The organism is Klebsiella sp. CN_Kp066 (genome assembly GCF_040065135.1).
Taxonomy (GTDB): Bacteria; Pseudomonadota; Gammaproteobacteria; order Enterobacterales; family Enterobacteriaceae; genus Klebsiella; species Klebsiella oxytoca.
In genome coordinates, this window is the sequence record NZ_JBEAIU010000032.1 from 52,202 (window position 1) to 66,034 (window position 13,833).

Genomic DNA, 13,833 nt, shown 5'->3' on the forward strand with positions numbered 1-13,833 from the left:
TAATGCAATAGTTAGCTGATATTCTACCACACTATGAGCAAAACACATTTAACAGAACAGAAGTTTTCCGACTTCGCCCTGCACCCGGCAGTGATTGAAGCCCTTGAAAAGAAAGGGTTTCATAATTGTACACCCATTCAGGCCCTCGCTCTCCCGCTAACGCTGGAAGGTCGCGATGTCGCCGGGCAGGCGCAAACCGGTACCGGTAAAACGATGGCGTTTCTGACGTCAACGTTTCATTATCTTCTCACACACCCGGCTATCGCTGACCGTCAGGTCAATCAGCCGCGGGCGCTAATCATGGCGCCGACGCGTGAACTGGCGGTACAGATCCATGCCGACGCTGAACCACTGGCGCAGGCGACCGGTCTGAAGCTGGGACTCGCGTACGGCGGCGACGGCTACGATAAGCAGCTGAAAGTGCTGGAAAGCGGCGTGGATATTCTGATCGGTACCACCGGTCGCCTTATCGATTACGCTAAACAGAACCATATTAACCTCGGCGCTATTCAGGTTGTCGTGCTCGACGAAGCCGATCGCATGTACGATCTCGGCTTTATTAAAGATATTCGTTGGCTGTTCCGCCGTATGCCGCCCGCGAATCAGCGCCTGAACATGCTTTTCTCCGCCACCCTTTCTTATCGCGTACGTGAACTGGCGTTCGAACAAATGAACAACGCCGAGTACGTTGAAGTTGAGCCAGAGCAGAAAACCGGCCACCGAATTAAAGAAGAACTGTTCTACCCTTCCAATGAAGAAAAAATGCGCCTGCTGCAGACGCTGCTGGAAGAAGAGTGGCCCGATCGCGCGATTATTTTCGCCAATACCAAGCATCGCTGTGAAGATATCTGGGGTCACCTGGCGGCGGACGGCCATCGCGTTGGCCTGTTAACCGGCGACGTCGCGCAGAAAAAACGTCTGCGTATTCTTGACGAATTTACCCGCGGCGAAATCGATATTCTGGTCGCAACCGACGTAGCTGCTCGCGGTCTGCATATTCCAGCCGTGACGCACGTCTTTAACTACGATCTGCCGGACGATTGCGAAGACTACGTTCACCGTATTGGCCGTACCGGCCGCGCTGGCGCCAGCGGTCACTCCATCAGCCTGGCCTGTGAAGAGTACGCGCTGAACCTTCCGGCGATTGAAACCTATATTGGTCATTCGATTCCGGTGAGCAAATACAATTCGGACGCGCTCATGACTGACCTGCCTAAGCCGCTGCGCCTCACGCGCCCGCGTCCGGGCAACGGCCCGCGCCGCAACGGTCCGCCACGTAATCGTCGTCGTTCAGGTTAAAGAAATATGCCATACACAAAATCGTTCAAGCAGCATCAAGGCCGCAAGAAAGCGAATCGCAACAAGCTGACGCTGGTCAGCGATTCGGGTACAGAGAACGCAGCCAACACAGAGGCAGTTTGAAAGATGAAGTGTATGAGTTCCACCTCGCTCTATGCCGCTATCGATCTGGGATCTAATAGCTTTCATATGCTGGTTGTACGCGAGGTGGCCGGAAGCATCCAGACCCTGAGTCGCATCAAACGCAAAGTACGTCTGGCCGCAGGCCTGAACAGCGACAACACGCTCTCTGCGGAAGCTATGGAACGCGGCTGGCAATGTTTACGCCTGTTTGCCGAGCGTTTGCAGGATATTCCTCCGGCGCAAACCCGCGTGGTGGCTACCGCGACGCTGCGGCTGGCGGTTAACGCCGGCGAGTTTCTGGAGAAAGCGCGGGACATTCTCGGCTGCCCGGTGCAGGTTATCAGCGGTGAAGAGGAAGCACGCCTGATTTATCAGGGTGTGGCCCATACTACCGGCGGTGCAGATCAGCGTCTGGTCGTGGATATTGGCGGCGCCAGTACCGAACTGGTTACCGGCACCGGTGCGCAAACGACCTCGCTTTTCAGCCTGTCGATGGGCTGTGTGACCTGGCTGGAACGCTACTTTGCCGATCGCAGCCTGACCAAAGAGAACTTTAGCCAGGCCGAAACCGCTGCGCGTGAAGTGCTGCGCCCCGTCGCCGATGTTCTGCGCTACCACGGTTGGAAAGTGTGCGTCGGCGCATCCGGCACCGTGCAGGCGTTACAGGAAATCATGATGGCGCAGGGGATGGATGAACGCATCACCTTAGCCAAGCTACAACAGCTCAAACAGCGCGCGATTCAGTGCGGACGTCTGGAAGAGCTCGAAATTGAAGGCCTGACGCTTGAACGCGCGCTCGTCTTTCCTAGTGGCCTGGCTATTCTGATTGCCATTTTCAGCGAGCTCAATATTCAGTGCATGACTCTCGCGGGCGGGGCGCTGCGCGAAGGCCTCGTTTACGGCATGCTGCATCTGTCGGTCGATCAGGATATTCGCAGCCGTACGTTACGCAATATTCAGCGCCGGTTTTTGGTAGATACCGAGCAGGCACAGCGCGTTGCTCAGTTAGCCGCCCATTTCGCTCATCAGGTAGAAAAGAGCTGGGAAATTGAGCCGTTATGCTTTGATTTGCTGCAAAGCGCCTGCCAGTTGCATGAAATCGGTTTGAGCGTAGAGTACAAACAGGCGCCGCTGCACGCCGCGTGGCTGGTGCGCAACCTGGACCTGCCCGGCTTTACCCCCGCGCAAAAGAAGCTGCTGGCGACGTTGCTGTTAAACCAAACCAACGCAGTCGATCTTTCTTCCATTCATCAACAGAACGCGGTGCCGCCGAGAGTCGCTGAGCATATGTGCCGTCTGCTGCGCCTGGCTATTTTATTTGCCAACCGCCGACGCGACGATCTGCTGCCGATGATGACGCTGGCCGCTGAAGATGAGTGCCTGACGCTGACCCTGCCGCAGGGATGGCTGGAAAACCATCCTCTTGGTCGGGAAATGGTCGAGCAAGAGTGCCAGTGGCAGAGCTACGTTCACTGGCCGCTGCAGATTATCGAGGATAGCGCAGCAATATAGCCCAATCAGGGGGATACCATGCGAGAAGAACTGGACTTCAAATCGCTGCGTTTTTTTTCCGCCCTCTTCCGTCTGGGCAATGTCTCTCCCGCCGCCGAAGCGCTTAATATCAGCCAGCCGACCGGCAGCTTATTGTTGAAAAAACTTCGCGAGCATTTCGACGATCCCCTGTTTGTGCGAATCGGACAGCGTATGGTGCCCACGCCGCGCGCAGATGATATTGCTCAGACCGTTTTTACTATTCTTCAACTGGTCGATAACCAGCTCCCTGGCAACCCTGAATTTAACCCCCAAGCCAGCACACGTAATTTCACTATCGGCATGACTGATATCAGCCAGATGACGTTGTTGCCGCCGTTGCAGGCACAGCTACAGCAGCTTAACGCCGAAGGCATTACTATTTCGGTGCTGAATATCGATGATCAAACGCTGGGTGCGCTTGAGTCTGGGAAGTGCGATTTAGCTATAGGCTATCTTAGGCAGCTACCGGATAACATTTACCAGCAGCGCCTGTTTGATCAATCCTACGTATGCCTGACAGCAGAAAACCATCCGCGGATCCGAGCCGCGTTTACCGCCGAGAACTGGCGCCAGGAAAAGCATCTGGCCGTTCACGTCAACGGGACCGGGCATGGCGATATCGATAGATTACTTAACGAATACGGTATGCCGCGACGCATCGCCCTCACTCTTCCCAGCTTTTTAGGCGCAGGCGAGCTGGTTGCGGGCAGTGAATTGATTGCCGTCGTCCCCGAGCAGCTGGCAAATCATATTATTACTCGCTATCCCTGCTGCAGCTGGCCGCTGCCATTTTCGCTGCCGGAAATTGCTATTCGCCAGGTCTGGCATCAGCGTCTGCACCGCGATCCCGGGCACATCTGGTTGCGGTCGCTGATCGTAAACTTACCCACAACCGGCAGTAGCAAAATTCCCTATTAATTTTCCGGCTCCCGGAGGTCATGCTGTATTAGCTTTTCTGATACCCTGTATTGCATTCTGTTTATTGCTGCCAGTACGTAAAAAATCCTATTCTCCTCGCATCAGGTCATATTAAAACCAAATAGAGGAATAGAGTATGCGTGGAAAAATCGCGTTAGAAGAACACGTTTCAACACCTAAAAACAACAGCCTTTGGGACTCTACTGGTGAAGCCTCAAGAAACGGTTCAGAATATATGATGGACGTTGAGCGCCGCTTATTAGATCGTAGCTATCAACTGGATGAAATGGCCCAGAGAAATATCGACCATGTTATTCTTTCTCTAACTTCCCCTGGCGCCCAATCTATTTTGGATAAAGCCACAGCCGTATCTTTTGCGCGCGAAACCAACGACTACATCATCGAGAATTATGTTAAACCTAATCCGGATAAATTTAGCGCATTCGCTACTCTGGCACTACAAAACCCCGAAGCTGCGGCCGAAGAACTGGAGCGTGCGGTAAAAAAATTGGGCATGAAAGGCGCGCTGATTAACGGTTACACCAACGTCAAGGATAACGAGCACGGTCTGTACCTGGATGATGAATCAATGCTGGTATTCTGGGATAAAGTCAACGAACTGAACGTTCCCGTTTATCTGCATCCGCGTGAGCCCTTAGAAGGCCCGGCGCGCGGCATCTACACCGGTTATGAAAGCCTGATCGGATCCGCCTGGGGCTTTGCCCAGGAAACCGCGGTTCATGCGATTCGCCTGATGATGAGCGGGTTGTTCGATCGCTATCCCAATCTGAATCTGGTGTTGGGTCACTTAGGCGAAGGCCTGGTTCATATGCTGCCACGCACCCAACACCGTCTCTATCGTCAGCGTTTCGGCTGCGGTCTGGGCAAAGCAGAAAAACCGTTAATGCACTATTTGCAGAATAACTTTATCGTCACCACCAGCGGCCATTTTAATACCTACTCTCTGCAAAATGCGCTAGCTATTATGGGTCCGGATCGCGTGATGTTCTCCGTCGATTATCCGTATGAAGATATTCATCAGGCCTGTGATTGGTTCGATCCTCTGGAAATGGATAGTGAACTGAAGAATAAAATCGCCTGGGGTAATGCCAGCCGCGTATTTAACATTAAATAATTCCATCCTGTATTAATGAAAGGGCCTGACAACAGGCCCTTTCAATTATGGAGAATATATCATGCCGGTAGGAATCTTTGTTTGCAGTGGCTCGCTACTTGTCGGCGCAATTTTTGGCGCATCACTCAATCGATTTATTCCCGAACATTTAAAAAAGACCTTACCTTTAATCGCCGGGTTAATTTCTATTAGCATGGGCGTGTTTTTTCTCAATAAGCTGATGAATCTCCCGCCCATTGCCCTGGCTGTCATCATCGGCACCATTATCGGTAGCCTGCTGCATATCGAAAAAGTTATCGAAAATGCTGGTATAAAGCTTCGGGGCCCCGTTGAGAAAGTATTTCCCGGCAAAGGCAGCGCCGATATTGATCCCCAGGATTTCACTAATCAGTTTATCGCCGTACTGATCCTGTTTTGCGCCAGCGGAACCGGTATTTTTGGCGCATTAACCGAAGGTATGACAGGAGATGCGACCATACTGCTCACCAAATCCATTCTCGACTTTTTCACCGCCGCTATTTTTGCCTCCGCGCTGGGGTACATCATCGCCGTTATCTTTGTGCCCCAGCTTATTGTATTCGCGATCCTCTTCTTCGCCGCCAGCGTTATTATGGCGTTAATCACCCCTTCAATGATCGCGGATTTTACTGCCTGCGGCGGCATCATCATGCTGGCAACGGGCTTTCGACTCTGCGGGATTCGTGCTTTTCCGACGGCGAACATGCTGCCATCGCTACTGCTGGTGATGCCCTTCTCCGCCGCCTGGCAACAGTTGATCGCCTGAACGTTATGCTACCAGCATCGCCCGGATGCTGGTGTTACGCGTCTTTTTTGTGAGCGCTGCCCGGTTTACCGCCAGACGCAGACTGGAGTTTCACCCGGAAATCAAAGTTAAAGTAATTGCTCAGGCAAAATGCAGTACCGTACTCAAGCACCTCTCCCTGAGCATTACGACTTTTCAGCGTAATTTTCATCAATGGCACGCCTTGCGGCAGGTCGAGCAAATTCAGTTCTTCGCCGGAAGGGATATGTACCGTGAGTGAGTAGTCCTGGAGATCGGGAAAAATATTATTTTCCGCCCAGTGCGCGTACAGCGACCCTTCAAGCAGATCCGGACGGGGTAAAAAACGCTCGGGAATAAACATGGTTTCGATGGAGACTGGAAGCGCATCGACTAAACGCACGCGTTTTATTTTCGCCACCCGATCGCCGACGGCGATCTCCAGTTCACGAGCCAAAAAATCATCCGCCGCCAGTTTTTCCCTCACCAGCCATCGGTTAGATACCGTCCCCGAATTTTGCAGCTGGGCAGAAAATCCCCCGCTGGCAAGGTTATAGCTTACCGGCAAATTGACCTCGGTACCCTTTCCGTGACGCTTAATCACCAGCCCGGCTTCCAGCAGGGCATCCAGCGCCTTCACCACCGTCACGCGCGAGAGCTCAAGCGTCTGCGACATTTTACGTTCGGAGGGCAAAATACTGCCGTGCGTCAGCAGCCGCTCCGTCATTGCCGCTTCAATGGCTTGTTTAAGTTGAATATAAAGCGGCGCGGGGGCCTCTGCATTCAGACGCCCTTTTATATACTCAAGCAACGGTTGCGACATCGTTTCGTGGCCTTCCGGAATTTAGTAGCAGTGGATTTATCCTAGTGGATCCATACTGGAATTAGTAGCCCCATCATAACGTCTCCCCGCCCTTTTGAGCGCCGCATTTTTCTTGCAGAATGCGCCTGCGATCACAGCATGACCATAAAGGACTTTAACTGGACTTAATCTGGATCTATTTTTAGGATAACTTTTATTCACTTGTTTCCGGGAGTCAACGATGTCTGATATTCGCCCTACTAATACCGCCGAAAACCGCATCCTTGGCTGTCTTTACGGGCAAGCCATCGGTGATGCGATGGGCATGCCTTCCGAACTGTGGCCTAAACGCCGCATTATCAATCACTTTGGTTGGATTGAACGCTTCCTTCCTGGACCGAAAGAGAATATTGCGGCCTGCGAATTTCACGCCGCAGAGTTTACCGATGACACCCATCAGTGCATCGCACTAATGGATGCCCTGAATGATACCAACGGCGTGACCGATCCACTGGCTATTGCCAGGCATATTCTGCTATGGGCCAGACGCTGCCAGGCTTTTGAAAAAAATATTCTCGGCCCAACCTCGAAGGCCTCCCTGCTGGCGCTTGAACAGGGGCAAGCGCTCGATGAGATCGCGGCCAACGGCGTGACCAACGGTGCGGCAATGCGCGTGGCGCCCATGGGCTGTCTGCTGCCGACCCGGAATAAGGCATTTTTCATTGAGCAAGTTCGCCTCTCCTGCCTGCCGACGCACAAATCAGATATCGCCATCGCCGGCGCGGTAGTTATCGCCTGGGCGATCAGTCGCGCCATTGAAGGAGCCGGATGGCTGTTAATTAAAACGGAGCTGGCATCGCTCGCCAATGAAACCCAGCGCCAGTATGAGTCCACTTTTAGTCCACTTCTCGGTAACCGAATTAATCTCGCGCTGACCACGATCGCCAGCGAAACCGACCATCTGACAGGAATTGAACGTATTTATGAGGATATCGGCGCCGGAATGGATATTATCGAGTCTGTCCCCGCGGCGATTGCGCTGGTCGAGCTGGCAAAAACGCAGCCTATGAAATGCGCTATGCTGGCGGCCAATTTAGGCGGCGACACCGACACGATAGGCGCGATGGCAACCGCCATCTGCGGCGCGCTTCATGGCATAGAGGCGTTTCCTGAGGAACATATCCAACAGATTAATCGGGCCAATAGCATAGACTTCGCGCCTTACGCACAGCGGCTTGCAGGATACCGCTTCGCTTAATTGACAGAGGGCATCAATATGGACAGCAAAGCTTCATACGATGGAAATATCCAGACAGCAGATCCCGGAATGGCGGAGTTGGGGATTGATCTGGTCCCCCCGGTCCACCAGACCCAAAAACCGATCCAGCTATTTTTCGTCTGGTGCGCCGCAAACATCGGCATTCTTGGCGTCGTTTACGGCGCAGTCATTGTATCGTTCGGCCTCTCCTTCTGGCAGTCGATTCTTGCCGCCGTGGCGGGCGTCGCCTCCTTTGCGCTGGTCGGCGTCACCAGTATCGCCGGAAAAATCGGCCGCACCACGACGCTGACGCTTTCACGCGTCATTTTTGGCAAGCGCGGCAACATTGCACCTACCAGCTTCTGCTGGGTAAACCTGATGGGCTGGGAGTCGGTCAATATCATTACCGGTACGCTCACCCTCGTTGCGCTGTTTGCCGCCATGGGTTTTGAAGAGAGCCTGACCACCACCGCGCTGTCGCTTTTTCTGTTTGGCGGCCTGACCGTGCTGGTTAGCGTGCTCGGCCAAAATGCCGTGCTGATGATGCAAAAGTGGATCACCCGCATCTTTGGCGCCATGACGCTGCTGGTCGTCATTTATCTGCTCTTCACCGCGGACTGGCAGGCCATACTCGCGCTGCCGTCAGGTAGCTGGCTGACGGGCTTTCTACCGGCGGTCTCTATTATTGCCGCGGGCACCGGCATCAGCTGGGCGATCGCCGGCGCCGACTATAGCCGCGATCAGCGCCCTGACTCCGGCGAAAAGGGGATTTTCCTCGCCGTTGTCAGCGGCGCAGCCCTTCCCCTGCTGCTGCTAATGCTGACCGGAATACTGCTCACCGCCCAAATCCCCGATCTGGCCTCCAGCGAAAACCCCATTTCAGCGATCGGTAAACTGCTGCCTTCATGGATGGCAATCCCCTATCTAGCTGCAGCTACCGCCGGGGTTGTGACTATCGCCGTGCTGAGTCTCTATTCCGCCAGCCTTAACCTGTTAAGCATGGGAATTAAACTGCAGCAGCGTTCCGCCGTAGCCATTGATGCCGTGCTGGTTCTGGGGATCGCCCTCTACGTGCTGTTTGTCTCGAAAGATTTTCTCGGGCCGTTCATCGCGTTTCTGATTTTCTGCGGCGTATTTCTTGCCGCCTGGGCCGCCATCTTTATGGTCGATTTTTATCGGATGCGCCGCCGTGTCGGCTATTCTGAAGCTGATTTGTTCAGAGAAAGCGGTGCCAACCGTACCGCGCTGGGCTGCTGGATTGTCGGCGCGCTGGCGGGGTTGATGGTCTCTAAAACCGGGTTTATCGACGGACCTTTCGCGGTCGGCATTTTCGCGGACTCCAGCCTCGGGTTATTCGTCTCTTTTATTCTGAGCCTGGTGCTCTATCTTGTCTTCGGACCAAAAAAGGGGGGACAGCCGTGACAATCAGCGCTGACCAGCTATCGCCGCGGCGGCCGATCGTGGTGATCGGCGCCGCTTTTGGCGACATAATTCTCCATCTCGATGCGCTGCCGCAAAGCGGTAGCGATGTCCCCGCCCGCGACGGCGGACGGCAGATTGGCGGCTGCGCGTTTAACGTCGCCCGTGCGCTCTCGCGCCTCGAGCTGTTTCCCGTTAACGCCATACCGGTAGGCAATGGCGACTGGGGGCAGGCCGTTGCGCAAAAAATGGCGCTGGAAAACTTGCCCGTCCTATTGCGTCACCCCACCCACGATAACGGCTGGTGTCTGGCTCTTGTTGAAGCCGACAAAGAGCGGACGTTTATCACCATTGAGGGCTGCGAACAGCACTGGACTGATGAACTATTAGCGCAAATACCGCTGCCGAATGACGCGATTATTTACGTCTCGGGCTACGAACTGGCCAGCGAAGCGCTGCGCCAGTGGCTCCTTGCCCAGGCAGAAGATAAAACGCTGTTTGTCGATTTTGGCCCACGCCTGGGCGATCTGGATATTCGCTTTATTCAGGCGCTGCTGCGCAAACGCCCCGTTCTCACCCTTAATCGCGATGAACTTAGGGTGCTATGCGCGCGTTTATACGATCGGGATGGCGCCACGCTTGACGACGCCACTCGGCTCGCCAGCGACTGGCAGCTACGAGCAATTTGTCGGTTTGATAAGGATGGCGCGTGGGTGGTTGAACCTGACGCGCAACCGCAGCATATTCCGGCCTATCGTGTACAGGTTCACGACACGATTGCCGCAGGAGACAGCCACTGTGCCGGTACTATCGCCGGGCTGGCCTGCGGGATGGATCTGCGGCAGGCAACGCGGCTGGGCAATCAAGTGGCGGCCATTGTCGTCAGCAAACCTGGTTCAGACGGCGCTCCGAATCGCGAAGAGCTACGCCAGTTCCAGCGCCGAGAGGGCAACGGCCGCTAGCCGCTATTTACGTGCTTTCGCCAGCATCGCCCGGATGTTGGCGACGTTCGCTTGCCCTTTATGCATGCGCTCTTCCGGCGAAATAACTTTGCGCTCCTGCTCCCAAATCAGATCATCCTGCGGCAGTTCCAGCAGAAAACGGCTCGGCTCTGGCCGCACGAGTTCGCCGTACTGACGGCGCTCTTTGCACAGGGTAAAAGTCAGCTCTTTCTGCGCGCGGGTGATACCAACGTAGGCAAGGCGACGCTCTTCATCGACGTTGTCTTCATCAATGCTGCTCTGGTGCGGCAGCAGCCCCTCTTCCATACCAACCAGATAGACGTAGGGAAACTCCAGCCCCTTTGACGCGTGAAGCGTCATTAGCTGCACCTGATCCGTCTCCTCATCCGACTCGCCGCGCTCCATCATGTCGCGGAGGGTAAAGCGGGTAACGACCTGGGTAAGCGTCATCGGTTCATCGATCTCGCTGCCTTCGAGCATTTCGGTCATCCACGTGAACAGCGTATTGACGTTTTTCATCCGCATCTCGGCGGCTTTCGGGCTGGGCGAGGTCTCATAAAGCCAGGATTCATAATCCACGCCGCGGATCAGATCGCGGACAGCCGCAATCGGCTCGCGCTCGGAAAGCTGTTGAATCTCACGCAGCCAGTGGGTGAAGCGGGTCAAAGACTCGTAGCCGCGTCCGCTCAGCGTCTGGGTCAACCCCATATCGAAGCTGGCGGTAAACATGCTTTTATTGCGTCCCATCGCCCATTCGCCCAACTTTTTCAGGGTCGCCGAACCGATCTCGCGCTTTGGCGTATTGACGATGCGCATGAAGGCGCTGTCATCATCAGGGTTAGTCAGCACGCGCAGATAGGCCAGCAGGTCTTTAATTTCCGGGCGGGAAAAGAACGACGTGCCGCCGGAAATTTTGTACGGGATGCGGTTCTGCATCAGCATCTTTTCAAAAACCCGCGACTGATGGTTGCCGCGATACAGGATCGCGTAGTCCTTATAGGCGGTTTTATTAATAAAGTGATGAGCGATGAGTTCACCGGCAACGCGCTCCGCCTCATGGTCTTCGTTATTGGCGGAGAGCACCTTCAGCTCTACGCCATAGCCCAGTTCGGAAAACAGGCGCTTCTCGAAAACGTGCGGATTATTGGCGATCAGGATGTTCGCCGCCTTCAGGATGCGCCCTGATGAGCGATAGTTTTGCTCCAGCTTGATCACCTGCAGCGCCGGGAAATCCTGGCTTAGCAGTACCAGATTCTGCGGCCGCGCGCCGCGCCAGGAGTAGATCGACTGATCGTCATCGCCGACCACGGTAAAGCGCGCCCGCTGTCCCACCAGCAGTTTTACCAGCTCGTACTGGCTGGTATTGGTGTCCTGGTATTCATCCACCAGCAGATAACGGATCTTATTCTGCCAGCGTTCCCGCACCTCTTCGTTACGCTGCAGCAGCAGCGTTGGCAGGAGGATCAGATCGTCGAAATCGAGTACGTTGCAGGCTTTCATGTGCGCATCGTACAGGCCGTAGCAGTGAGCGAAGATCCGCTCCCGCTCCCCCTTCGCGCCGGCGGCGGCCTGAGAAGGTGTTTTCAGATCGTTTTTCCAGTTGGAGATCGTGGAGATCAGCTGCTGAAGCACCACTTTATCGTCTTCGATCAGCCCCTCGGTGAGCTCTTTTAACAGCGCGACCTGGTCGGTATCGTCGAACAGCGAGAAGTTTGATTTCATCCCTAACGCGGCGTATTCGCGCTTGATAATGTCCAGCCCCAGCGTGTGGAAGGTGGAAATCATCAGCCCGCGCGCCTCTTTGCGCCCCAGCGTTTGCCCGACGCGCTCTTTCATTTCGCGCGCCGCCTTATTGGTAAAGGTGACTGCCGCAATATGGCGCGCCTGATAGCCGCAGCCGCGGATCAGGTGGGCGATTTTATTGGTAATAACGCGGGTCTTACCGGAACCGGCACCCGCCAGCACCAGGCACGGTCCGGTAACGAATTCGACGGCTTGTTGTTGGCCAGGGTTTAAACGCATGGGAGTCTTTTGCTCAATCTTCGAACGGGGTGGGGATTGTAGCAGAAAGAGGGGCACAGAGAGCAACAGGCTGCCCTTTCAGGCAGCCTGTAAATCGCTAAATCAGGATCCGGCGGCGGCAAGCGGCGCATAGCCATTACGCTGCGCGCTCTTGATCCAGCTGTATGAGCCCATGACCGCGATAGCCGTCAGCAGAACATACTCAAGCGACATTGCGTAAACGCCCTGTACCGCGTAGATAACCACGCTAATCACGTCGATAACGACCCACAGCAGCCAGTTTTCGACAAACTTACGCGTCATCAGTACCATGGCGGCAATTGACAACACCAGCATGGTGGAATCCCAGAACGGGAAGGCGTCGGGCTGGAGGTCGGGCATCGCCACCTGCATGCCGAACGTTTGCAGCAGGGCAATCATGATGCGGGTCAGCATCGCAAACACCGGATCGATAAACAGCGTCATCAGCACGATCGCCACCGCGCAAACGGCGCCCAGCGCCAGCGTTTGCTGACGGGAAAGCCAGCGAACCTTGAGCGTAGCTTCCTGCGCCTCGTTTTGCCGGCTCCATGCGTACCAGCCGTAAATGTTGGCGGCGAAGAAAAATACCTGCAGCAGCAGGCTGGCATAGAGCTGAATCTGGAAGAAAATGGCCGCAAACAGCGTGACGTTAATCAGGCCAAACAGATAATTGATGATTTTTTCCCGGCTTGCGCACCAGATGCACAGCAGGCCGAATACGGTACCGATGGCTTCAATCCACGATAGCGCATAGCCGCCTTCGCCGAGAGGAATATTGACCATCACATTGTTAATGCTAAAAAAGTCCATCATAAACCTCCTTGCTGGCTAGCGGAATAAATGGCGCGCAGCGCCAGAGTAATTTGCCGTTCTTCGCCCTGCTGGCACAGAGCCTCCTGCTGAACATAATCATTGATACTGCTATCCAGGCAACCGTTGTGGGCAACCACTACGTTGAGCAATGAGGCTGTACGTAACCCGCGCAGCGCGCCGATGGTCATCAGGGCGGCGCTTTCCATATCCGCCCCCAGAATGCCAAGCGCCGACCACTGTGCATCCAGCTCCGCCTCGCGATCGGTATAAAAACTGTCATGGCTGCGCACCAGTCCGCACGCGGCGGGGATATTCATTTGCCGCGCCTGCGCCATCAGCTCCCAGGTCAGCTGCGGGTCGGCGCAGGCCGGATAGCCTGCCGGCGCATAGGTTCGGCTGGTGCCGTCATCCATAACCGCGCCGTGGGCGATAATTACGTCGCCGAGCGCAAGATTATCCTGCAGGGCGCCGCAGCTGCCGATACGAATCAGGGTCGTAACGCCGATCTGGCGCAGCTCTTCAATGGCGATCGCAGTGGAGGGGCCGCCGATTCCGGTGGAGAGCACCAAAATTTCCACGCCCTGATACCAGCCGCGTGCGGCGCGAAACTCCCGGTTCTGACCGAGCGGCTCGGGATTATCAAGAAAACTGACGATACGGTCGACCCTCTGGGGGTCGCCCGGCAGCAGCGCGTACCGCGCGCCGGTCATCTCTTTGTTTAACTGGATATGGGGTTGCAGCGACATA

General features: G+C 55.1%; 12 protein-coding genes. 8 read left to right on the forward strand and 4 right to left on the reverse strand.

Translation table 11 applies throughout. From position 1 onward, the window contains the following. Positions 1 to 33: 33 nt before the first annotated feature. The 5 genes from rhlB (at position 34) to ABLV75_RS11290 (ending at position 5,792) form a co-directional block, all read left to right on the forward strand. Positions 34 to 1,299: an ATP-dependent RNA helicase RhlB gene (gene rhlB, locus ABLV75_RS11270; RefSeq protein WP_024274880.1), complete on the forward strand. Its 1,266-nt coding sequence runs from the start codon at positions 34 to 36 to the stop codon at positions 1,297 to 1,299. A 126-nt stretch (positions 1,300 to 1,425) separates the two neighbouring features. Beyond that, entirely contained in the window at positions 1,426 to 2,934 is a 1,509-nt protein-coding gene (gene gppA, locus ABLV75_RS11275; protein ID WP_163470876.1) for a guanosine-5'-triphosphate,3'-diphosphate diphosphatase, read from the forward strand. Between the two features lie 18 nt (positions 2,935 to 2,952). Then, positions 2,953 to 3,873, forward strand: coding sequence for a LysR family transcriptional regulator (locus ABLV75_RS11280; protein WP_016808204.1), 921 nt, complete (start codon positions 2,953 to 2,955; stop codon positions 3,871 to 3,873). Positions 3,874 to 4,009: 136 nt separating this feature from the next. Beyond that, positions 4,010 to 5,008 (forward strand): amidohydrolase family protein, encoded by a 999-nt coding sequence (locus tag ABLV75_RS11285; protein WP_004116967.1) that lies wholly within the window; start codon positions 4,010 to 4,012, stop codon positions 5,006 to 5,008. A gap of 61 nt (positions 5,009 to 5,069) precedes the next feature. Beyond that, on the forward strand, positions 5,070 to 5,792 hold the full coding sequence (locus ABLV75_RS11290; protein WP_047720463.1) for a DUF554 domain-containing protein: 723 nt from the start codon (positions 5,070 to 5,072) through the stop codon (positions 5,790 to 5,792). A 34-nt stretch (positions 5,793 to 5,826) separates the two neighbouring features. On the opposite strand, the gene ABLV75_RS11295 is transcribed toward ABLV75_RS11290, so the two are convergent. Beyond that, positions 5,827 to 6,612, reverse strand: a complete 786-nt coding sequence (locus tag ABLV75_RS11295) for a GntR family transcriptional regulator (protein WP_004107628.1) — start codon at positions 6,610 to 6,612, stop codon at positions 5,827 to 5,829. Between the two features lie 220 nt (positions 6,613 to 6,832). Here ABLV75_RS11295 and ABLV75_RS11300 point away from each other — a divergent pair, with 220 nt between their 5' ends. From ABLV75_RS11300 to ABLV75_RS11310, 3 genes are all read left to right on the forward strand, one after another. Continuing rightward, positions 6,833 to 7,849, forward strand: coding sequence for an ADP-ribosylglycohydrolase family protein (locus ABLV75_RS11300; RefSeq protein WP_047720464.1), 1,017 nt, complete (start codon positions 6,833 to 6,835; stop codon positions 7,847 to 7,849). 69 nt (positions 7,850 to 7,918) lie between these two features. Continuing rightward, positions 7,919 to 9,271, forward strand: a complete 1,353-nt coding sequence (locus ABLV75_RS11305; RefSeq protein WP_227506349.1) for a cytosine permease — start codon at positions 7,919 to 7,921, stop codon at positions 9,269 to 9,271. Continuing rightward, the gene (locus tag ABLV75_RS11310) at positions 9,268 to 10,230 is read left to right on the forward strand and encodes a PfkB family carbohydrate kinase (protein ID WP_004107622.1); all 963 of its coding nucleotides are present in this window, start codon (positions 9,268 to 9,270) and stop codon (positions 10,228 to 10,230) included. Before ABLV75_RS11305 ends, ABLV75_RS11310 begins: the two co-directional genes overlap by 4 nt. Positions 10,231 to 10,233: 3 nt before the next feature. Here ABLV75_RS11310 and rep read toward each other — a convergent pair whose 3' ends face one another. The 3 genes from rep to ABLV75_RS11325 form a co-directional block, all read right to left on the reverse strand. Continuing rightward, a complete protein-coding gene (rep, locus tag ABLV75_RS11315) occupies positions 10,234 to 12,252 on the reverse strand; it encodes a DNA helicase Rep (RefSeq protein ID WP_004107621.1) in 2,019 nt (672 codons plus the stop codon). Positions 12,253 to 12,354: 102 nt separating this feature from the next. Continuing rightward, entirely contained in the window at positions 12,355 to 13,083 is a 729-nt protein-coding gene (gene pnuC, locus ABLV75_RS11320) for a nicotinamide riboside transporter PnuC (RefSeq protein WP_017145186.1), read from the reverse strand. Beyond that, on the reverse strand, positions 13,083 to 13,832 hold the full coding sequence (locus tag ABLV75_RS11325) for a nucleoside phosphorylase (RefSeq protein ID WP_004107619.1): 750 nt from the start codon (positions 13,830 to 13,832) through the stop codon (positions 13,083 to 13,085). Before ABLV75_RS11325 ends, pnuC begins: the two co-directional genes overlap by 1 nt. Position 13,833 lies beyond the last annotated feature (1 nt).